14 protein-coding genes are annotated in these 24,018 nt (G+C 41.0%); 7 read left to right on the top strand and 7 right to left on the bottom strand.

Features of this window, described 5'->3' with window-relative positions; genetic code table 11:
* Positions 1-159 carry a DUF420 domain-containing protein gene (locus VL121_RS11040; protein ID WP_325405177.1) on the top strand — a complete coding sequence of 53 codons (159 nt, stop codon included), beginning with the start codon at positions 1-3 and terminating at the stop codon, positions 157-159.
* Here VL121_RS11040 and VL121_RS11035 read toward each other — a convergent pair.
* The 7 genes from VL121_RS11035 to VL121_RS11005 form a co-directional block, all read right to left on the bottom strand.
* The gene (locus VL121_RS11035) at positions 138-1,649 is read right to left on the bottom strand and encodes a glycoside hydrolase family 32 protein (protein ID WP_325405169.1); all 1,512 of its coding nucleotides are present in this window, start codon (positions 1,647-1,649) and stop codon (positions 138-140) included. The two genes, VL121_RS11040 and VL121_RS11035, sit on opposite strands and share 22 nt — an antisense overlap.
* 288 nt (positions 1,650-1,937) lie before the next feature.
* On the bottom strand, positions 1,938-3,293 hold the full coding sequence (locus VL121_RS11030; protein ID WP_325405167.1) for a sedoheptulokinase: 1,356 nt from the start codon (positions 3,291-3,293) through the stop codon (positions 1,938-1,940).
* Between the two features lie 56 nt (positions 3,294-3,349).
* Entirely contained in the window at positions 3,350-4,759 is a 1,410-nt protein-coding gene (locus VL121_RS11025) for a sugar porter family MFS transporter (protein WP_325405165.1), read from the bottom strand.
* A gap of 380 nt (positions 4,760-5,139) precedes the next feature.
* Positions 5,140-7,203, bottom strand: a complete 2,064-nt coding sequence (locus VL121_RS11020; RefSeq protein ID WP_325405163.1) for a glycoside hydrolase family protein — start codon at positions 7,201-7,203, stop codon at positions 5,140-5,142.
* Positions 7,204-7,270: 67 nt separating this feature from the next.
* On the bottom strand, positions 7,271-9,493 hold the full coding sequence (locus VL121_RS11015; protein WP_325405161.1) for a glycoside hydrolase family 32 protein: 2,223 nt from the start codon (positions 9,491-9,493) through the stop codon (positions 7,271-7,273).
* A 160-nt stretch (positions 9,494-9,653) separates the two neighbouring features.
* A complete protein-coding gene (locus VL121_RS11010) occupies positions 9,654-11,306 on the bottom strand; it encodes a RagB/SusD family nutrient uptake outer membrane protein (RefSeq protein ID WP_325405159.1) in 1,653 nt (550 codons plus the stop codon).
* Positions 11,307-11,399: 93 nt separating this feature from the next.
* Complete coding sequence (locus VL121_RS11005) at positions 11,400-14,594, bottom strand: SusC/RagA family TonB-linked outer membrane protein (protein WP_325405157.1); 3,195 nt, start codon at positions 14,592-14,594, stop codon at positions 11,400-11,402.
* 419 nt (positions 14,595-15,013) lie between these two features.
* On the opposite strand from VL121_RS11005, the gene VL121_RS11000 reads away from it, so the two are divergent.
* The 6 genes from VL121_RS11000 to VL121_RS10975 all read left to right on the top strand — a co-directional run bounded on the left by VL121_RS11000 (position 15,014) and on the right by VL121_RS10975 (position 23,833).
* The gene (locus VL121_RS11000) at positions 15,014-16,102 is read left to right on the top strand and encodes a LacI family DNA-binding transcriptional regulator (protein ID WP_325405155.1); all 1,089 of its coding nucleotides are present in this window, start codon (positions 15,014-15,016) and stop codon (positions 16,100-16,102) included.
* A gap of 649 nt (positions 16,103-16,751) precedes the next feature.
* Positions 16,752-17,747, top strand: a complete 996-nt coding sequence (locus tag VL121_RS10995; protein WP_325405153.1) for an MBL fold metallo-hydrolase — start codon at positions 16,752-16,754, stop codon at positions 17,745-17,747.
* A 157-nt stretch (positions 17,748-17,904) separates the two neighbouring features.
* Complete coding sequence (locus VL121_RS10990) at positions 17,905-19,197, top strand: sensor histidine kinase (RefSeq protein ID WP_325405151.1); 1,293 nt, start codon at positions 17,905-17,907, stop codon at positions 19,195-19,197.
* 11 nt (positions 19,198-19,208) lie between these two features.
* Complete coding sequence (locus VL121_RS10985; RefSeq protein WP_325405149.1) at positions 19,209-19,904, top strand: response regulator transcription factor; 696 nt, start codon at positions 19,209-19,211, stop codon at positions 19,902-19,904.
* 94 nt (positions 19,905-19,998) lie between these two features.
* Positions 19,999-20,694: a DUF1003 domain-containing protein gene (locus tag VL121_RS10980; protein WP_325405147.1), complete on the top strand. Its 696-nt coding sequence runs from the start codon at positions 19,999-20,001 to the stop codon at positions 20,692-20,694.
* 64 nt (positions 20,695-20,758) lie between these two features.
* A complete protein-coding gene (locus VL121_RS10975) occupies positions 20,759-23,833 on the top strand; it encodes a PVC-type heme-binding CxxCH protein (protein WP_325405146.1) in 3,075 nt (1,024 codons plus the stop codon).
* Positions 23,834-24,018 lie beyond the last annotated feature (185 nt).

Here is a 24,018-nt window from a genome sequence, read left to right as displayed (position 1 = left end):
CTGGTTGCCGTAAAGCGCCGGAATTATATTTTGCACAAAAAAATAATGCTTGGCGCCATTGCCTTATCTGTGCTGTTCCTGGTTTCTTACATCTGTCATCATCTTTTTGCAGGCGAAACAAAATTTGGCGATATCAATCATAACGCGCTGGTAAGATGACTAAGATTTAATGTTTTTATTACAAATCCATCTTTGGAACTGATGGTAATATCCGTATAATCAGAAGTTGGAAAGAAAATGGCGGTAAGTACAGATAAACCTTTGTCAGCAAACACTTCTACAGAAGCAACATCAATAACTAAGGTAATATCTGTGTTTTTATTTGCGGAGAGCCGGGGTACGACAATTTTATTCCCGAAACTTTTTGCAAAATCAACTTTGCCGGACTGGCTTCTGTCAATAAAATATTGATTGGCTGTTTTGTCGTAACCCAATACTACTTTTTCACCGGCATTATTTGACAGTGTAATATTAAACTCCATCAATTCATCCGCCGCAAGTTTCATTATTGCCGCTCCATTTAATTTACCTGCTTTGGCAGTAATGTTTATATTTTTTGCTTTTACATTTTTGGCATCATACGATGTTGCTTTCAGCGCATCTATCTCTTTTACAGGGGCAGAGCTAACCAGATATTTATCACCTGCTTTTTCTATTGCCAGTTCCCTTGCTACAGTATTAGCACTTCTCCAGTTAACGGTAGGAACAATATTGGCGTATGCCCAATTGCTCATCCATCCTATGAAAATCTTTCGGTCGCCTGTGTTTGACCATGTAATTCCGGCGTAATCATCCGGGCCGTAATCTATCCATTTTGTTTCGGTGTCATTGGGTGTAAACACATGCCCGTCAAAATCGCCGGTAAAATATTGTGTTGCCGATCCGCCGTTGGGGCCTCCGGGACTGATATTTACAATTAATACCCAAACGTGTTTTCCATCGTGTTGTAAAGGAAAAATATCCGGGCATTCCCACACGCCATCATGCGCACCAATGTTTTTACCAAACTTGCTTTCTTCTGTCCAGTTTTTTAAATCGGGAGAAGAATAAAAAGTAATATGATCCATAGTAGCCAGGGTCATAATCCATTTTTTAGTGGGTTCATACCAGGAAATTTTAGGATCACGGAAGTCACGTATACCGGGATTAGGCAGCACGGGATTGCCTTTGTATTTTATCCATGTTATTCCTTCATCTAAGCTATATGCGATACTTTGCGTTTCCACTTTTTCAAAACCATCTTTTTCCATGGCGTGACTGTGGCTGGTATAAATAGCCACCATCGCGTTAACGCCAAAACCTGCAGTATTGTTTTTGTCTATCACCGCACTTCCAGAAAAAATGGTTCCCAAAGCATCCGGGTATAATGCGATAGGTAATTCTTCCCAATGTACAAGATCGGTACTTACGGCATGTCCCCAGTGCATTGGCCCCCATACAGTACTATCCGGATTGTGCTGATAGAATAAATGATATTTACCGTTTAGAAAAACCATTCCATTAGGATCGTTCATCCATCCCTTTCTAGGAGAGAAATGAATTTGCGGACGATGTTTTTCCATATATGCCGCATCTTTAGTTTGGCCGTTCGCCGTTTGAAAGAAGGCGAAACATAAAGCGGGTAACAACCATTTCTTTTTTGCAATCATTATTCTGTGTTGAATAAATAATGTAAATATTATTTCCAGATACATCTTAATCCATATGTTCAACTCCGGAAATTTTAGCAATGAAGATCAAGGCTAATTTCTTTTGCTTTACCAGGAATAATGTCAAGGGATAATGCGCCAGTTCAATGTTGCTATTTTGTAAAAGATTTCCACTACTTTCTTTCAGCGTTTTGTATCCTAACAGAACACACTATTTTTAAAAAGCCTGACGAAACCCATACATTAAACCTCTTTCAAGTCTTTTATTGTAGCAAATTGCATGTAATTTTACACACCGTGTTTCAGTACTTTGCCAAAGTCGGAAATATACTTTCCGCCAACCAAGGCAGCAATGCTTGCGCCGAAAGCGGCATCTTCATCAGTTTCCGATTTGACAACCCGGAAATTAAACGTTCCTTCAAGTACTCTAACGAGCAAATCATTTTTTTCAATTGCATTCCCGGAACCTACTAACAAATCCTTGTTCTTTTTTAAATTTTCAGGTATCGTATTATAGAAATCATATAATTCATTGCAAATACCTTTTACAAATCCAAGAATTAAAACTTCCGGAGTAAAGTTAGATGATGAGATATTTGAAATACTACCTTTTGATAAAGGTTCAGATCGTGTACCGTTAAAATGGGTTTTAACAGAAAGGATATCGTTATAATGTTTCTTGAAATCTATGTTATTCAATATTTCATAGAAGTCTCTGACTTTTCCAGCATTTCCATTAAATAAGCTAAACGTTCTCTCAAAAAATGACTTGAGCATAGTGAGAGATTCCCCCCCGCACAACGCCGCACCTACAAGAATATAACCTCCCCACGGAAATGGTCTTGTGTCTAATGTATTCATCTGAATGAAATCTTCAGAATAGACCGACAACTGGCTGCTGGTTCCTATCGTAACATGTATTGATTTTTCCCTGTCTCTTACAGATCCAATAAAGCCTGCCTGGTTATCACCAATAGCGGAATATACTGGAATATTCGAGTTATAAAAACCTGAAAATGAAGCGGATTCACCAATTTCAGGTAAAATGGAAGTATCCATACCAATATTGTCTAAGGATGAAAGATCAAATTTGCTTTCCTTAACGTTAAAAAAACCAAGACCTGCTGCATTTGTATAATCTGTTAATGGCGTTTTTCTCCCCGTTAGTTTCATTACTGCGTAATCCATAATGGTACAAAGCTTCACAGCGCCTTTCGGTATTAATGCATTCCTTATGTTATAAAAATGTGTCACAATGCCGTACCCGGTTGAAAGCTTATATCCGGAATTATCAGTTAGAAATTTAGCATAAGTAATATGACTATTTAAGATCATGTTGCCCCTGTTATCCTGCCAGGTATATAAGGGACTTACCGCTTCACCATCATTATTCACATAAACAATGCCATGCATTTGCCCGGTTATCCCTATTCCTTTAATAACGTCATACTTCGATTCGAATTTTTTAATGATCCGTATAACACTAGTAACGATCCATCCAGGATCCTGAATCTTTTCCCAAGACTTACCCGAATCAATCTCAGATTCGTTTTCTATAGTTATTGAAGCTGTCGTATGATTCAAAAAATCATATGCAATGCCGCAGATAGAAGTTGTTCCAATATCAATTCCAATAAAATGCATACCATTCTTTTATTATCAAAGCTTCATTTATTTATGTCATCTTATTAATTACACCGTTACGTGTATATGGAATCCACAGTCAGATCTTTTTTGGGATTTACGCCCAGTTTTTCCTCCAATTGCTCTAATGGAATTCCTTTGGTTTCAACAAATAAAAACCAAACAACAAAAAATTGTACAATCATCATGACCGCACCTACAATAAAGGGGATCGATAAACCAATTTTAGGAATGGCAATAATCACTGGATACACCTGAGCTGCAATAGCTGCCAGTGCCCAATGTGTGAAACTACCTAAAGACAGGCCTTTGCTTCTTACCTTGTTTGGAAATACTTCGCTTATATAAACCCAGATAACAGCTCCCTGAGAGAATGAAAAAAATAAAATGAAAGCTGCTATACTCCAGGGGAATAATTCGATTAAATTCCTGGTCCATGCTATGTAAGCACAAAAAAACAAAGGAATTGCCGACCCCCAGGAACCGATCAGCAATAGCTTTTTTCTGCCTATCTTATCAATTGTTAATAAGGCAATTGTTACAGCAATTACATTAGCAACACCAATAATTACAGGTTGAAATTTGCCGCCAAATTTGGCACCTATGTCATTCAACGTATCATTTAAATAGTATAGGAATCCATTAACGAACGATAATTGATTAAAAGCCGCAACTGCAACTCCCAGGAAGATAGGATATAAGTATTTTTTTTGAAACAGCTTTTCTTTAAACTGACCCGCATTTGATTCTAATGACGCTGTAATTTCTGCCATCTCTTGGTCTATTTTCACTTCGCCGATTTGGCTCAACACTTTGCGCGCTTCATCATATTTATTGACTAACACCAGCCACCGGGGGCTCTTTGGAATAGTATATAACATAGCAGTAAATACCAGGGCCGGTACAAAACCCATACCTAACATCACTCTCCATTGAACATAAAGCTCATTCAGGTTTAATAATTCAATCATCGCATTGGAGAAATAGGCCAGAAGGATACCCAGGCATACATTAAACTGGAATAAAATAACCAAACGACCCCGAAGTTTTGCTGGTGATATCTCTGCAATGTACATTGGCCCAAGGACAGAAGAACCGCCTATCGCCAGCCCGCCGATAAATCTAAAAGTACACAAGGACCAATAGTCCCAGGCAAATGCGCATCCTAATGCAGAAACAATAAATAAGAATCCCAGCACCTTTAAGCTCTCCCGTCTGCCCCATTTATCGCCTGGTTTTGAAGATATGAGCGTTCCTATGATTGTACCTATGAGGGCAGATGACACAACAAAACCCATGGCCCAATCAGAAAGCTGATATAAACTTTGGATGGCAGCGGTGGTTCCGGCAATTACAGCGGTATCAAATCCGAATAATAAACCTCCTAAAGAAGCTACAATGGCCGCTCGTATAAGTGTTGAAGTAACTACGTAATCCTTTTTTACAGCGCCAACTAAATTTGTCATAAGGCAGAATTTAAGTTTTGCGAAAATTCGTTAGATAATCAGCTATTACAAAATTAACAAGATCGATGCCGGTTAGCGTATTTCATTTTTCGAAAAGAACCGGCGCAAAATCATCTACTATGCGATACTCCTTTCCATTTGCAGCACCAATGTAATGTTCTACTCCAACCACTTCTCTTCCATACTTATCCCCTGAATAACCGGATAATTTTTTACAAAGGGGTGTTTGCCATGAAAGACGTGTACGTTGGATCCACAAATTCCTATGTTGTGGATCTTTAATAACAGCTCATTCTCTTTTAATGCTTCCGGGCGTTAATAATACGGCTTGTTTCATCGTTAAATGCTTTTGGAATTTATTTGTGCAATTCGTTGTTCAATTAATCTACTACTTTTGAAATCTTAACATTGCGTACTCCAATTTCACTCAGGTTTAAAGCAAAACGCTTAACATCAAGTTTATTACGGTAAGACACTAAAGTATTCTGTCCGGCTATTTCAGTGTCAATAATGGTTCCACCAAGTTTTGCATTTGCTTTAACCAGTATGCGTACTGTGAATGGCTTATCAACCCCCATTATATTTTCAATGGCGTAGTTGTGAACCACGCTGGGATTTCCTCCCATTCTGATAGATTTTTGCGCTTCAGAAAAACCATCGCTCACAGCATCGGCATAATGAGCTGTTAAAACCGCTGTATTGATTTGCATCTCGCATCCTTTCTGATCGCTGCCAGAAGCCGGCAAAAACGAAACTGCCAGTTTACCATTTTTCTTTTTTTGCGGAACTACATCGAAGGTGATAATGAAATTTTCGTCCTGTACCGGGAAATTTAATTTTGATTGAGCATTTTTAGCCAATACCGCTGCATCAGCCGTAGCTGGAATTACTTCATTCATCCATTTCGTTCCCACTCTCCCATCAGGATATTGTATAAGTTCATGAATCAGGAATGGGCCACCCCATCCCGTAATAGGCATCCAGCCTGCCATTACATAACGGCCATCACCAATGGGCGAAACCGAAGGAACGTTTACTCCGTTATAAAAATCTTTTCCCTGAGCAACTACATCCGTCCATGGCTCATTGGTTCCGATTTTTCTTCTCCATAAGGAAGAAAAGCCCCCAATAACATATTCATATTTACCCCATTTAAAATCGAACGTACAATCGCCTCCTAGGGGAAATTCCGGGTCTGTGCAATACCAGGCACTATCGAGCGCTGGTGACTCCCACGTTCCTTTAGACCTGAAATTTCCATACATTTTCAACTTCCCTTCCGGCGTGGTAAATACACTTGGATTTTCACTGTAGTGAAAAATTGAACCACTCTTTTTGAAATTGCTGACATTGTCTTCACTTACAGAGTAGGTAGCTCCTGCGGGAAAAGATGTTTTTGGATCTGCCTTGAAATACCCTGTTTTTTTGTACTGATTAAAGTACGCCGTGATGGCAGGATGGGTCGTAAGCGAATCCGGATAAATACGTGATGTATGCAATCCGTAAGAGAGATGGAGTTTGCCGTTGTAAACGAAGGGTGTACCGGTTCCAAAAGTTTCCCACTGCTCTTCGATAGGAGTTGCCGCTTCATGTTCTGTCCAGGTAATAAAATCTTTAGTAGAAAAGTGTTCAAAATAGTGACCGCCTACACCCAGCTTACTGGCGTGATGCCGTCTATCATAAAGATAGAATACGTGATAGCGGCCATCGTGGAAAATAGTAGCCACATCCCCCACCCAGCTATTGTGCCCACGGGGCGTCCAATATAACAGGCCGGGCATTTTCTCAATATTTATATTGTTATCTCTTTCCACAATCATACCAGGCAAATAAATGCTTGCTTCACTTACTACTGCAGGGTTGATATTCCATGAGCGCCTATGCCACCAATGCGGATATCCGATAACAAAATCGTTATCCATCAGTTCATTGTCTACATACAAAGTCCAATGTGATTTCGTAAAGTGTACTACTACTTCATGTTTTCCCCAGGGATTTTTTAATGCAGCCAGCGGGTGACCCACCTCCAGATTACGGGAGAATATGTTGTTCCCTGGCGAGTGCAGTGTTATACCAGCTTCCAACACCGGCAAAGAGCCATCGGGCATTACAGAAGCCGGATAGTTTTGGCGGTCGCGTTTTTTTGGATCTGCCTGCCTTAACTTAATAGATATCAGCCCTGGTACTTCCAGTAACATTTGCTCCCCGGTAAATGGCTGCAGATTTACCGACATTTTAATGGTAAAACTTTCATGTTTGCTATTTTCAGTAGCTATCACACCCTTAGGCCCGCTTGCACTCAATGTGGTAAAAGGTGCAGCCCTGGTAGTAAAAGTAAAATAGGGACTGAGTGTGTACAGCTTTGCAGATATATGTTTTGTTTGTGCAAATCCTGTTTGCAGTAAACACAAACCGGCAAGTACAATCGAAAAAATGCTCTTCATTGTGATGATTTTTGAGTGATAATGTTAATTAGAAGTTTATTTACTGTGATATATGGTATGCCAGCTATTATTTTTTGTTGACTACCCAGGCCGATTTTAAAGAGTGAACAAATGCATTCACACCAATTTCTCCATTAGAAGATAAAGAGTAGAACCTGGTTTCGTCTGGTCTAAAGCAAGAAGTCATTACCACTATTCCATCATTTGCGTATATCTCTACCGTAGTTCTGTCTACCAATACTCTCAGTTTGATTTTACCATCAACGGCTGCCAGTTTCGCTTCGCCCATGTTATTGGTTTCGTTCACATTTGTTCTAACAAAAGCCTTCCAATGATCTGGCGGGAAGCCGCTTTTTTCTGCCTGGCCACCGCAGCGAAGTATCTTTTTAACTGCATCGTAATGGATGGTAGCACCTCTTACACCCAACTCGAAAGAGCTGGACTTTTTAACATCTATCTCCAAATCAAAATCATATAAGTCTCCTTTAAGTTCACTCAAAGGATTCTCAGCCTGACCACTAAGCGATTTCTGAAATTTGATTTCAGCGTCATAAAGATTTTTGATCTCTCTTACAGGCGTTCTCAACAAACGAATCCCATCAGGAGTGGTCTTTAACTGTAGTTCAGTAGGAAAGTTCATCTGTTGCTCGAAAGGCATACCCGGATATTTGTTGGTGGACAACCAGGCTATTTGAATTTTACGACCGTTGGGAGCATTATTCCAAATTTGCGGCGCATATAAATTATTGCCATAATCGCCGATGATCGTTCCTGTTTCAGGTTTGAATGCTGTACCATTAAATGTTCCTACTACGTAATTACCATTGGCGCCAGAAAACACCCATTTTTTAATGTTCTTATTACCATCAAGCGGGAAAGGTTCAAACCCCGGACATTCTGCAATACGATCGAGAGACAATGTTGATATTTGCTCCCAATCACGCAGATTAGAAGAAGAAAATAGTGCAAACTCATAACCTTTGTCCATATAGATGGACATGATCCATTTCTTTGAATCTTCATCCCACACTACTTTAGGGTCTCTGTTCTCATTATGAATATTCCTGATTACCGGGTTTTGATCGTAATACGTAAATGATTTTCCGCCATCTGTACTATATGCAATGCACTGCGTACACTTGGGTCCTAACCCTTCATTGGGCCTGCCACCATTGGTAATAAATGCCAGGATCGGCTTATCTTTTCCTGTCTGAAACCCGGATACATTATGTTCGTCTACCACGGCAGAACCTGACCAACAGCCTGCCCAAACTTTGTGTGGTGTTATGTGAGAGGGAAGTTGCTCCCAATGTAGCAGGTCTTTACTGATAGCATGCCCCCAGTCCTTGTAAGCGCCGGGGCGGTGCGGCGGCATGTACTGAAAAAACAAATGGTAGGTTCCATCATAATATACCAATCCATTGGGATCGTTAATCCAGTTTTTCTTTGCAGAAAAGTGAAACTGGGGTCTGTATTTTTCATTATAGTACCCGGGTAATCCATCGTTTTGCAGGGCTGCTACACCAAACAAAGCTGCAGAGTGATCATCTTCCAGGTATTTATTATAAACGGCAATTCCATCAATCCACCCATTGAAAGTGGCTTTCAATTTATTCTTTGCACTATCACCATTGATAAACGGCTCCTCAAACTCAGCACCAATCAACACGGGATGATCATTCCACTGGCGCAAATCACCTGCTGTAATTTCTTCGTCACGTAAAATACCGTTTACATACAACTCAGATTTTTTGCCGTTAAAACGGAACATAATAGTCTGCCAGTCGAGTACTTCATTCTCAGGTATCCTGTACTTCAGTAGGTGTGCTCCCGCAATATCATCGCTCCCAATCATTGCCTCTATGAAGGTTCCTTCTCCATCGTGCCTGCATAATATAATTTTGTACGCAACACTTTGATCATTACCCGATTTGCCTAACACCGGATTATATTCTTTTAAGGAATCCAGTTTCACTTTTGCAAATAAGGTAATGCCTCTCCCGCCAATATTCAATTCTCCATCTACCCCCTGCCCTGCACTCAACCAGGATGTACCATCGAGATATACTGCTTTACCATCATGCGTTCTTCCTTTTGTTTCCAGCTTTTCATCACCAGCCTTTGTTACGAACTGTACTGTTCCTTGCTGTTGCAACTTGCTATTGAGTCCTGCCTCATCGTTTAAGCCGGCAAAAGACCATACGGCTACTGCGTGTGTATTGGCAGGCTTGTTGTTACATGACGCATGCAGTAACGATCCAACCAAAAAATAAGATAGAAATACCCTCATGAAGCATTTTTTAAACTTATACAAATCAATGAATGTGTAATGAAAGAGATCGTAAAGCCAGCGTATCACATCGGGCTTTACGACCGGTAACAACATCCAATTACAAGCTGGCAATTATTGCTAATTACCGGAGGGTCAAATATCCTTTCATTTATAACAACTACCAACCAGGATTCTGTTTATACAACCCTCTTACATAATTTATTTGCTGTTGCGGAATAGGGAAATACTCGTCCCGGTTTTTTGTGAATACAGCATCTTTAAGGTAGGTTCTACGAGTTCTTTCAACATCAAAATAGTCGTTCATTTCCTGCGCTGCAATACCCCAGCGCACCAGGTCAAAAAATCTTTTACCTTCCGTAGCAAACTCCAGCAAACGTTCCCAACGCAATGCTTTAAATGCAAACTCCTGGTTCCATACCGGGCAGTTTACCCCTGGCTGATAGGTTTGAACAGAAAAGTTGCCGGTTGGGGTGCCATCAGCAAATTTTAGCAAGCCAGTACTGTTAGCCGCTCTGGTTCTAATTTGGTTAATAAGCCCCAGCGCTTCGTCCAGATTGGCCTGACCACCCAATTGAATCAAGGCTTCCGCTCTCATCAATATCACTTCATCAAGGCGCAACACATCCCAGTTCAAACCGCTGCCCATAAATGGATTCGTTTTCCTGAAACCGGGATCAGTAGGCAACACCAGCATTTTTTGACTCATGGAGTAACCGTATACTTCCGGTGACCTTACCCAGCTTTTTTCCATGATAAAATCTGCATCATACTTCCAGGGCATATCAGGTACCGCTGCGGTGTGCATCAACCTGGGGTCCATAGGCTGACTTGCAAAAGCATCTTTGCCAGTCAACATCACGCCGGTATTGTAATTATCAAAATCAGGAACACCATTTACGGTTTTAAACCTGTTCATCAAATTTTCTGAAGGTTGCAGAAAACCACAGCATCCGTACTCGGAGTTAACGGGATATATCAACCATGCGTTTAACCTACCCGTTGGTGAATTGTCATTATTAGCAGAATACTGTACTGCCCAAATTGATTCATTACCATTTTCAAACGCAGTTAAAAAGTTTTTTGCAAAATCGTCATACAATGTTTTACCTGCACCATCTATCACCTCCTTACACAGCGTTGCAACTTCAGTAAGCTTTTCCGTATTGATTGAGATAACGTTGTTGTTGTCGTCCTGTTCGTAGGCTGCAAAAAGTAACACTTTTGCCAGGTATGCTTTTGCCGCAAATTGTGTAGGGCGGCCCACTTCACTTTGTGTAGCAGGTAAAGTGGCGGCAGCAAACCTAAAGTCTTCTATGAGTTTGTTCCACAATTCCTGATCGGTAAGTGCATCGTTACTTATTTGATCATACATTTCATCAGGAGCTTCTTCATCTATATATGGGAAGGACTTGAAAGCAACTTTCATATAAAAGTAGATGTGCGCCCGCAGAAATCTAAGCTCTGCCAATCTTTCATTTTTTAACGGAAATACAGACTCCTCGGTATTTTTAATTCTGCGCATTGCATCGTGCATTCTGCCCACTGCTGCATAATGTACATACCATAAATTATCCAGATCGCCGGTGGTGGTGGGCTGCAGGAATACAAAGGTTTCCCAGAGATTTCTTTCCGCATTATCATTGGTGCCTGAACCACCTTTATAGGCTTCTCCTGCCCGAACAGACCCCTCTTCGTACGGTAAACCCATTTGTTTATTAAAGTGGTTTTGCCCTACAAAGGAATAGGCTGCATTAACCATTTGTTCTATAGCTGTGGGCGTATTTAATTCGCCGCTTGAAATAACTCCCATTGGCGTTTGATCCAGACCTTTGTTACATGATATTGAAAATATTATTAGGAGTGTAATACATGAGCAAATTAGTAGTCTCATACAATAAATATTTTAAAAAGTTAATTTTATGCCTGTTGTAATTGAAAAAGGTAATGGATAACTAGTCCCTGGCGTTTCCGGATCAAGCCCGGTGTAAGCATTTTTGCCCCAGTTTTTGCTTACTGTTAAAACGTTGTCGCATCTCAGGTACGCCCTGAACTGGTTGGATTTTATAGCACTCAATAACTTCCTGGAGAAAGAGTAGCCAAGTTCCACATTCCTGATTTTCAGATACGATCCATTCTCTACATAATAGGTTGAAAAACGGTTTTCCTCGTTATAGTTGTTTACTGAAATTGCGGGTATGTTAGAACCGGTATTAGTAGGAGTCCATGCATCCAACAATTTGGTATCGTAGTTTTCGCCTACAGTACCCAGTGCATATATAGTCCAGGTCTTCCATCCCTGCACATTCAGGTTCTTACCCAAAATACCATTGAAGAAAATATTGAAATCGAAGTTTTTCCATCTTGCACCCGCGTTAAATCCGTATTCCAATGTAGGATCTTGTACACCTATCCAGGTACGATCGTGGTTATCGATTTTACCATCTGGTTTACCATCAGGCCCGTTAATATCTCTGTATTTGATTCTACCGGGAGCAGCTCCCACTTGTGCTGGTGCATTGTCCACTTCATCCTGGCTCCGGAACAATCCGTCTGCAATATATCCGTACATTGAACTTCTGGAACGGCCCAGGATATTGTCATCTTTACCGTTACCTGCAAAATTGTTGATTACTACATCAGGCACTTTCACAATTTTTTGTTTGTTGTGTGCCAGCACTACACCAACATTAGTGGCAACTTTGCCGATGTTATTGGTATAATTAAGCGTTACTTCAAACCCGCGGTTACGGATATTAGCGCCATTCAACCACATACCTGCACCTTCGCCCAATGTAGCTACTGTACCGGGCTTCATCAGAATATCCCTAGTGCTTTTAAGATAGTAGTCAACCGAACCGCTCAGGGTAGAGTTAAGTAAACTGAAGTCTACACCCACATTATGTTGTTCGGTTGTTTCCCATTTCAGGCCCGGATTGCCTCTCTGTGTACGCCGGAAGCCGGAAGGCAGATTGCCAGCCTGACCAGTGAAATCATAAGCGGTTCCCCAGTTCCAATCCCACACAGTATTTACATCGTATAAAAATTCGTACATCTGGAAGGCCGCATAATTATCAATTTGAGAATTACCATTTTGGCCCCAGCCATATCTGAGTTTCAGGTGCGAAAGTGTTGGTGCCAATCCCTGCATGAATTTTTCATTGCTCAATACCCATCCCAATGAAAACGCGGGGAACGTGGCCCAACGGTTGCTGGCACCAAATATGGAAGACGCATCTTTACGGAGGGTAAACGAAGCCAGATACCGGCTATCGAAATTGTAATTTATTTTACCAAACCAGGAACTCATGCGGTTTATACTTTCATTACCACCATTATCCCTTTCTGTTTCACCGCGATCCAATTGCATGTAGTTAGGAGTTTCCAGGGCATATACTCTTCTGCTGGCCCAGAAATTATTGCTCTGAGATCCTATAGACTCCTGACCGCCCATTACATCAACATTGTGACGCCCTACATCAAACACATAACGGAGAACGTTACTGTTATTCCAGTTTAACTGGTAATTAGAGCTTTGGGTAACCTTACTACGATCTTCGCTTAAAAACCCTGCAGAGTAAGTAAGGTCCATCGTCTTTTGCCAGGTGCCTGCCAGATCCAAACCAAAAGAGGATTGAAACGAGAGCCCTTTAGCAATTTCAACATTTGCGTAGGCATTGCCAAACAAACGCACCACATCCTGGTAGTTCTGCAAATTGTCTTCAATCAAACGCACAGGATTATGCCTGTCGCTCATTCCGCCTATGGGGCCACCCCAGCCAACCCCATCTACCGTATGCACGGGCACAATTGACATGAGTGATTTGGTTGAACCAATATTTGATTCACCAATATGGGTACTTCTGCGCCATTTAGAGATACTTAAATTTTCTCCGATCTTTACCCGTTTATTCAGGAAAGAATAATCACTATTGATTCGGGCGCTGTACCGGTTAAAATAACTTCCTTTAATAGTTCCCTTATTGTCGTAGTAGTCAAGATCGAAAAACACATGACTGTTGTCTCCGCCGCTGGAGAGGCTAACATTGTACTGCTGAATCTGACCTCTTCTTAGTATTTCTTTCTGCCAGTCTGTATCAGCAGATTTCATGGTTTGCTGTACAGGATCCAGATATTCTCTCCAGGTTACTTTATCCAAAACAAAATTACCATTGGCATCCTGGTGATCAACATAATTATACAACCCGCCAATACCCACTACATTAGGATCTGCATTAGGGTTGTCATTTTTTATAGCCCAGTATTGCGCTATGCCGCGTTGCTCGGTATTCATTAGGTTAAGTGGCTTTCTGCTACTCACCGATGTATAGGAAGCATTAAAATTTACTACAGTGCCCTTTTTCCCTTTACGGGTGGAAATAATGATAACACCATTAGCAGCACGCGACCCATAGATAGATGCAGAAGAGGCATCTTTTAATACCTGGATAGATTCAATATCCATCATGGCAAGCTCACCCATCGAACGTGTTGTAGGTGTTCCATCTATTATATAAAGCGGGTTATTGTTGTTTAATGTACCCTCTCCACGAATCCGCACAGTAGCATTAGGATCGGGAGAACCATTAGCGGAAACAGACATCCCCGCAACCTTACCCTGAAGCGCCCGCATAGCACTACCAGTAGGATTGGTTGCTATCTGGCTCACATTTACAACTGATACAGCACCGGTAAGATCTGCCTTTTTTTGGGATACATATCCGGTTACTACAACTTCGTCCAAATTCAGCTTATCTCTTGTCATTGAAATTGCAGCACCGTTAATTTTCGATGCTGGCATTTCAATAGTTTTATAACCAATATAGCTTAATACAATAATACTGTTTCCTGAAGATACCTTGATCGAAAACACACCGGTCTCATCAGTCAGTGTGCTTCCAATAGCAGATCCTTTTTCAAGAATTGTTACCCCGGATAATGGTTCGCCATTTTCACCTAATACTTTCCCATTGGCAAAAATGTCTGTTTGCTGATCTGGAGAAGGTATTGTTTTTCCAATGCTTACAATGGGGATTGAAAGCCATATAATGAGGAAAAAGATAAGTACAGACACTATTCTCTTCTTTTTTAAAGCAAGCATAAGCATGTCGTTAGGTTTAGAATTAGTAATTTTTATGTAAACTTAATATGCTACAAATGTAATATCAATGATAAATTAAAACAAATAAAATGTTAATTAAAATTCAAGTAAATTTAACATTTTAACATTTTATTAATCTTTATTTTTAATCTGCTCCTCCCTGTTTCTGAAATTTAAAACAAACTTTTAAATATAATGTATTTACTATTAATTTATAACAATAAATACATGATTATTTCATTTAATGTTTATAATAATATTCTTGAGTTTTTATCTGAATAAATTACAACTACTTACATAATATTTACATATAATTATCATGGAAATATTAATTAGCTTTGCTTGCATTTATACAAGCAATTATTTAGCGCTGGCATTATTGAAAAATCTATTTTTAGGAAAGACAAAATTTTAGAGAATTGCGTAGGAAACAACTTGATATATATGAATCTTTAAAAGAGGACATTGTTAACGGTGTATACAGAAACGGATCCTTATTACCTTCAGAAGAAACACTTGCAAAACAATATTCTGTATCACGACCTACTATTGCAAAAATTTATAACCAGTTACAAACCAAAGGATATATACATAAGAAAAGAGGAGCCGGCTCGCAGGTTATTCACGATAATGTAAGATCAAAATATACCGTTGGGTTGCTGTTACCAGGCTCGGGTGAGTCTGAAATTTTTACAATAATTAATGATCAGATACTGAAGTTGTCCAAGAGAAATGAATTGAATTGTTTATGGGAGGGTGCCAGAGCCAGTAATGCAGAAATAAGGAAATCTCAAATAGAGCAAGATTGTGCAAATTATATAACGCAAAGGGTTGATGGTATTCTATTTTCACCACTTGAACGGTTGCCCGAAGCAGATGAAATAAACCTAAGAATATTTAATAAAATTACTAGTGCAAATATTCCTCTTGTTTTAATTGACAGAGGGGTAAAACCTCAACCCGATGTTGGTGGATTTGATGTTATTTGGATAGACAACTTTCTTGCCGGCAGCACAATGGCACAACATCTTATTAAAAACGGTTGTGAAATGATTAACTTTTTCTTCCGTCCAAATTCAGGTAATTCAGTAGACCTTAGGCTATCGGGCATAAGAGATGAAGCCTTAAAGAACCATTTAAAATTTACAGACGAGAATATATACTGCGGAGATCCTTCTGATATTGATTATATAAAAACGATTAAAATTGAAAAAGGCAAAACGGGTATTATTTGCGCCAATGATTCAACTGCCGCATTGTTGTTATCATCATTAGAAAAGATTGATGTTAAGATTACTTCGGATTGTTTAATATGCGGTTTTGATAATATGAAATATTCCCAACATCTTAAATACCCGCTTACCTCATATATTCAGCCTTGTGAAGAAATGGCGAGTATCAGTATTGAATTGGCTATAAGACGTATAAAAAACAATAATCACATCCCAATGACTGTGAATCTTATGGGAAAAATAATCGAACGAGAATCCACTATATTCCATCTATAGCCATTTCATGCAATCCGGGTTAATTAATTAAGTAAAAGAAAATGAAATGATGGACAAGGAACATGGGATATCGGAAGAGGCCGGAACTTTATGGGCAGTTTAGCAATTGTTATTTCTTCTTAATTATTAAACCTGACACTTCCGGTCACTCAGCATCCTTCCCATCTCTGCACCCTTCCCATCTCTGCACTCACGAGATCTTCCACATCCTGCTTAATCTGCAGGTAATTTCGCTGGATCATACTATATTCTATTTGTCTGACAACAGGTAATACCTTATAACCATTTTGCTCTGCTTTTAGTGCAGTATAACTATTCTGCTTTTTCAGGGTTGGAATGAAATAGCAGAATAGCCGCCCGTTTTAAGAAATCGTTTTCTTTCAGTTGCAGGTTTTCAATAAGATGATTATTGCGGCTGGGCAAAATTAAATGTGCTGCAAATTGTGTGGTCGGTTTTGTGCGTTGGCTTTGCAGCTCTTTTAATTTTGCGAAGGGTCGGCTGCCTTTTGCATTTATCGGAATGATGAATGTTAGCAGGGTATTCAATAGGGAGATGCATAACTATAGATATTGAACTATACTCCCTGGCAGAAAAATACAAACGACCTGCTCCGCTATTAATAACTTTACCATTCAATAAACAATTAATATGAGCAGGTTGGAAATAATATCGCAATCGGTCAACTATAAGAATGGCTCATTTCAAAATCTTTCGGAAACGCCTGTAATGGCAAAAGACAGTTCGTGGCTTAAAGTAATTAAAGAGAGCCTGAACCGTCCAAAAACAATCCGTCCCTCTCATCCTTTACCATCGGTAAAAACGGATCTCAAAAACCTGCATTCAGAAAGCCCGGAGATCATCTGGTTCGGGCATTCTTCTTACCTTATTCATATCAGGGGGAAAAATATTCTTGTGGATCCGGTTTTTAGCGGCCACGCTTCGCCCCTCCCTTTTTTGATCAGGGCTTTTGAAGGCACAGCTATATATACCCCTAATGATTTACCGCCTATAGACCTGATGATACTTACACATAATCACTACGATCATTTGGATACCGGTACCCTTACCCAACTGCGTGATAAAACCAGCGCATGGTGCATGCCCTTAGGCGTAAGCACCAGCATTCAAAAACTTCATCCAACACCTGTAACGGAATTAGACTGGTGGGAAACTCTTCGGATAAGCGATGATATTGAAATTACAGCAGCACCCGCCCGGCATTTTTCGGGCCGCGGGTTAAAACGGGGAGGCTCGCTATGGTGTTCATTTGTACTCCGCATATTTGGCTATACCCTTTACCTTGGCGGTGATTCGGGATATGACGCCCATTTTAAGGCCATCGGTGAAAAGTTTGGCGAATTTGATCTGGCTATCCTTGAATGCGGACAATACAACGCCTCATGGCCATTGATACACATGATGCCGGAAGAAACCGTACAGGCTGGTATAGACCTGCGCGCAAAATGGTTACTTCCTGTACATTGGGGAAAATTTTCCCTGGCCAATCATCCCTGGAACGAGCCCATTGCCAGGGCTGTAAAAAAAGCCGCAGCACTAAATATACCTGTCACTACACCCATGATAGGCGAACCGGTGATTATTAATAAAGCTTATCCTGTTAAAGTTTGGTGGGATATACATTAATTTCAAATACAAATTTCAAAATAATTTTTTTCCGGGAACTGCACCTTGTCATGCAGGAGCGGGTATACCCTGTACAACAGCAGGGAAGCGGGTTAACGGTGGCTTAACAAGAAAAGAAGCAGCCGGCAACATTTTTTAAATAATTAAAAACATATTTGTGCCTATTTATTCCTCCAACCGTTTTGGTATGCGTTCCGCCACCTTAAAATGGATAGTGCTAACAGGCGCCGTTGTTATTGGCTTAATCATAGCCATTCAATTATACTGGCTGAACCACATATACAAATTAGAGCAAAAGCAGTTTGATACCAACGTAGTAAAAAGTGTTCGCGGACTTTTTGAAGACATGAGCCTATCCGATAGTCCGGGCAGCCATTTACAGCAAATGATAACCATGCGGCCTTCGCCCAATACTTTTGTTATACGAATCAGCAATTTGCCGCCTGAAGATACGCTTGCATTTTACCTTACCAATGAACTGATGGACTTTGACGTTTTAACCGAATGCAATGTGGCCTTATACGACAAAACAAAGCGGTACTACATTTTTCAGCAAAATATAGCCTCCCCTGCATCAGCACCCGCAGTGGCATCTGCAACACTGGAAATATACCCCGCGGATTATCATTATATCCTCCTTCATTTTCCGGACAGGAGCGCGTACATTTTATCGCAAATGAATTTATGGATCATAGGCAGCACTGTTTTGGTACTGGTATTAATAGGCCTTGCCATTAGCCTGTTTTATTTTTACAAGCAAAAATTCCTGATTGAAATACAAAAAGATTTTGTCAATAATTTTACCCACGAATTCAAAACACCGCTGGCTGTAATGAAAATTGCCTCTGAAGTATTAGGCCAGCCCGGCATAATAAAGCAGCCCGGACGAATGGAAAAGTATACCTCTATTATTACGCACGAAACAGAACACCTGCAAAACCAGGTGGAGCGGTTACTAAAAATGGCGGTATCCGAACAAAATGTACTTCGCGTAGAGATGGAATCTATTCCGGTAAAAGAGCTTATTGATCAGGCCATATCCAAACTGCAACCCCTTGTGGAAGCAAGAGGCGCAAAAATTGAAATTAAAATTGAAGCGGAAGACGTTGCTGTTAAAGCCGATAAGACACATCTTGAACTGGCTATTGTTAACCTCATTGAAAATGGCATTAAATATTCCAGCGTACCTCTAATCATTATAGAAGCCGGCAAATGCGGGTCGGACAGTTTTATATCGGTAAAAGACAATGGCGTGGGCATTGATAAAAGATTTTTTAAGAATATCTTTAAGAAATTCTACCGTGTGCCTACGGGGGATGTGCATAATGTAAAGGGATTTGGCTTAGGCCTGAATTTTGTTAAAAAGATCGTAGATGCCCATAACGGGAAAATTGTGGTAAACAGTGTACCTGGCATTGGCACGGAATTTAAAATCATTTTACCCGGATAAATTTTTACATCATGCAACCAATCAAAGCAAATGTGTTACTTGCCGAAGATGATTTATCATTAGGCTACGTTATTAAAGATAATCTTGAGCAGGAAGGGTACCAGGTTTTGCTCTGTTCCGATGGGGAACAGGCGCTGCAGCACTTTCAAAAAGATGAATTTGATATTTGCCTCTTAGATGTAATGATGCCGGTTAAAGACGGATTTAGCGTAGCCAAAAAAATACGGCAGAAAAGCGACCTTATCCCTATTTTATTCATCACAGCAAAATCTATGGAGGAAGATAAGCTGAAAGGATTTACCAGCGGCGCAGACGATTATATTACCAAACCGTTCAGCATGAAAGAACTGTTGATGCGGATGGACGTTTTTTTACGCAGAACAAAAAAATTATTCTCTGACCAGGCCCTCGAATTTAAACTCGGTAAAATGCATTTCTCCTATACAGATCTTAAAATTTATGATGGAGGGGAAGTTTCCAATTTAACGCAGAAAGAAGCCGACCTGCTGAAATTTTTATGCGAGCATCCCAACCACATTTTAAAAAGAGACGAAGTACTGCTGAATGTATGGGGAAAAGATGATTATTTCCTTGGCAGAAGTATGGATGTTTTTATCACCAAACTCCGTAAGCATTTTAAAACCGACCCCTCTGTTAATCTCGAAACCATACATGGTGTGGGATTCCGGTTTAATGTACCTGCCTAACTTTTTCGTTCCTCCATTCAGGTTACCCATTTACCTTTCGGGCCTGCCCTTTTTTTCATTAAGTTTGATTAAGCATACTTAAAGCATTAAGCATATGAGTGGTACCTGCTTTATCAACAAAAAAGAATATCCCGATGACGAACTGCTCACAGGTTCACAACTTAGAAAGCCGTTATATGATTTCATCAGGAAGCAGCATCCGGATTTTAATGAAACCAGCAACATCGCGGTAGACACCCTGCAGCAAGAGCGTAAAATGTATATTGAAGCTTTATTGCGCCAGGAAATTGGCGAGCTAACAGAAGCAGAAAAAGAAGTGGTAGGCAGTATAATGGATAACCAGATCCTTTCTGAAAATATTGCACTGCAAGCTGATGAAAAAGCCCGGCCCGGCGAAAGGTTGGCAGACCATGTAGCAACCTTTGGCGGTAGCTGGACCTTTATTTCTATATTCTTTTTTTTACTGCTGGTATGGATGGCGATCAATATTTACCTGTTGCATAACAGGGGCTTTGACCCATATCCTTTTATATTGCTCAATTTAGTGCTTTCCTGTTTAGCCGCTATACAGGCGCCCATCATTATGATGAGTCAGAACAGGCAGGAGGCTAAAGACAGAGCCCGGGGGGAGCACGACTATAAGATTAACCTTAAAGCAGAATTAGAAATTCGCCTGCTCCACGAAAAAATCGATCATTTACTGCTGGATCAAAACAGGAAGCTGCTGGAAATACAACAAACACAAAACGATATGTTCAGCCAAATAGCAAAAAAATTAGAAGAAGAATAAGGAAAAAAGATGTTTATATTTATTGGTTTAAGTACCTCATTCAGCGTTTAAAACCCTCTTTTATATGAGCTTTGTTTTTTTCAGGTTCTCCCGGCATGTAACCGGCATTTTATCCTTTTTGTATACCGCTTTTTTACTTAGCCTGCTGCTGGCGGGTTGCCAGTCGCCGGTGCAAAAGGAAGATGAAAGCAAGCCGCTTTCTGAAGCACAAAAGCATCTTCCGGAAAATGCATTAAGAGGTTTGAAAGGAGCAGATGACCTGCAGATCAGCTTATTTGCCCACGAGCCTATGCTGGTTAATCCTACCAATATGGATATTGATGAAAAAGGCCGGGTGTGGGTATGCGAAGGATATAATTACCGCTACTCGCTCAACCCCGACAATCCTTACAAAAAAGAAGGAGACCGGATTGTAATACTTGAAGACAGTAACGGCGATGGGATGGCGGATAAGCAAACCGTTTTTTACCAGGGCGAAGATATCAACTCGGCATTAGGCATCGCGGTGCTGGGCAACAAGGTAATTGTTTCCCGAAGCCCCGATGTGTTTGTTTTTACCGATGAAGACAATGATGGCGTAGCCGATAAAAAAGATACGCTTTTTACGGGCATCAGCGGGCAGGAACACGATCATGCCATACACGCTTTTAATTTTGGACCTGATGGTAAATTATATTTCAACTATGGTAATGAAGGAAAGGGGCTAAAAGATAAATATGGAAATCAGGTAAAAGATATTTACGGACGAGAAATTACAGCTAACGGCAACCCCTGGCGGCAGGGTATGGTTTTTCGCTGCGATACAGACGGTAAAAACGTGGAGGTGCTGGGTAATAATTTCCGCAATCCTTACGAGGTTACAGAAGACTCCTATGGCACTCTGTGGCAATCCGACAATGATGACGATGGCAACCGCGGCGTACGCATCAATTATGTTATGCCTTATGGCAATTATGGATTTACAGATGAAATAACCGGCGCCTCCTGGCCCGAAAGACGTATTAATATAGAAGATTCCATTCCTTACCGGCACTGGCATTTAAATGATCCCGGCGTAGTACCCAATATGCTGCAAACGGGAGCCGGTTCGCCAACAGGTATACTGGTGTATGAAGGTAACCTGCTGCCCGAACGATTCCGCGGACAACTGATCCATAGCGATGCCGGCCCCAATGTAGTACGCTCCTATGCTGTTGTTCCCGATGGAGCGGGATATTCGGCTACAATCAACACTATTGCTGAAGGCACGGGCGATAACTGGTTCCGGCCTTCAGATGTTTGTGTAGCGCCCGATGGATCTTTATTCATCTCCGACTGGTACGACCCCGGTGTAGGCGGCCACCAGGTAAAGGATTTTGCCAAAGGGAGGATTTTCAGGGTTACGCCCCAAAAACATAAAGGGTATAAAATTCCTGCCCAGGATCTATCCACAACCGAAGGCGCAATAAAAGCTTTACAAAGCCCTAACGGCTCTACCCGTTACTTGGCATGGCAAAAAATAAACAGCATGGGGGAAGCAGCAGCGCCTGCTTTGGAAAAACTATACACTTCAGAAAATCCGCGCTTCAGGGCCCGGGCGCTATGGCTGCTGAGTAAAATTCCCAATAAGGGTGCGGCTTATATACAGGAGGCATTGAAAGATAAGGATCCCAACATCCGCATTACCGCGTTAAGAGCCGCTTTACAGGTAAAAGCAGATACCATTGCCATAGTAAAATCTTTATTCAACGATGAAAGTATACAGGTTAAAAGAGAGGCGGCACTGGCACTTCACCGCAACACCTCAACCGAAGCGCCGGCAGTTTGGGCCCAACTGGCTCAGCAATATAATGGTAAAGACCGCTGGTACCTCGAAGCGTTGGGCATTGCGGCCGAAGGGCAATGGGATGGCTTTTTTAATGCCTGGCTGCAATTGGTGAACAACAACTGGAATACGCCTGCGGGAAAAGATATCGTGTGGCGGGCAAGGGCTACCGCGGCATTGCCCTTACTGGCGAAGATCATCAGCGATCCCGGCGGAGATCCCCGCCGGGAACTGAAGTTTTTCCGCGCCTTTGATTTTTATAAAGACGGCAACAAACAAAAAATATTATTGTCTCTGCTGGATGGCCGTCATCCGCAGCAGGGTTATATTGATGCGTTTACACTCCTGCAGCTTGACCCTGCAACAGCCCGTACGGCAACCGTAAAAAATGCTATTCAAAATGGATTAAACAGTGTGGCTCAAACACAGGTATACATTGACCTGGTGAGAAAATACGCGCTAAAAAACAAAAATACCGAACTTTTGAAATTGTCCACCGAAGGTGTCAATGATGCTATTAAGACAGACGCCCTGCACCTCCTGCTCGAATCGGGAGGAAGCACGCTTATTACTAAAGCTTTGCTGCAAAAAAATAATACATCCGGGTATATGATAAGCCTGCTGGGCAAAGCGGGCGGAGATGCTTCAAGAAATATACTCCGGCAATTTCTTATGGATAAAAACAATCCTGTTGCATTAAGAACTGAAGCCGTACAAGCCATCGCTACCGGCAGATCCGGCGAAGCAGCCCTGTTACAACTGGTTAAAAACAAACAATTACCTCAGGACCTTGAACCGGTGGCAACAAACATCTTTACAAAAACACACCGGAAAGACCTGAAACAGGAAGCCGCTAAATACCTTGCTATACCATTGCAAACCAATAAGCTGCCGCCTGTTGAAGAATTAATGGCAATGACGGGCAATGCAGATTCCGGCGCTGTTGCTTTTACCACTTATTGCGGTACCTGCCACCAGGTAAAAGAACAGGGTATCGCTTTTGGGCCCGATCTTTCGGAAATTGGTTCAAAACTATCAAGGGAGGCTTTATATACCGCCATTCTTGAACCTTCGGCCGGCATAAGCTTCGGCTTTGAAGGGTATGCATTTAAGCTGAAAACGGGTGCCACCGTATCGGGCTATATTGCCAGCCAAACGGAAGATGAGATCAGTATTAAAATGATTGGCGGTATTATTGAAAAATACAGAAAATCGGATATCCTTTCTAAAACGCAATACGATCAGTCTTTAATGCCCGAAGGACTGGCGGAAGGCATGGGAGCGCAAGAACTGGCAAATATTGTAGTATACCTGGAGCAGCTAAAAAGGAAGTAGGCGCGTTGAGATTATCACGGCTGCAACGAAGAACTTTGCTGAATTAATAATCTTTATAATCTAAATTATGAAACAGCAAACTTCAGCAGCTACCGAAACCCGGGTCAGGGGTAAAAACATATCCGATAGCTTCCGGATTAATTTTTCAGGTAAAATGCTTTATATGGCATAGGTACACATTGTTT

This window comes from Agriterribacter sp. (genome assembly GCF_035497235.1).
In the GTDB taxonomy this organism is placed as follows: Bacteria; Bacteroidota; Bacteroidia; order Chitinophagales; family Chitinophagaceae; genus Agriterribacter.
Note: the sequence above shows the minus strand (reverse complement) of the source record. Positions and strands in the feature narration are given on the sequence as shown.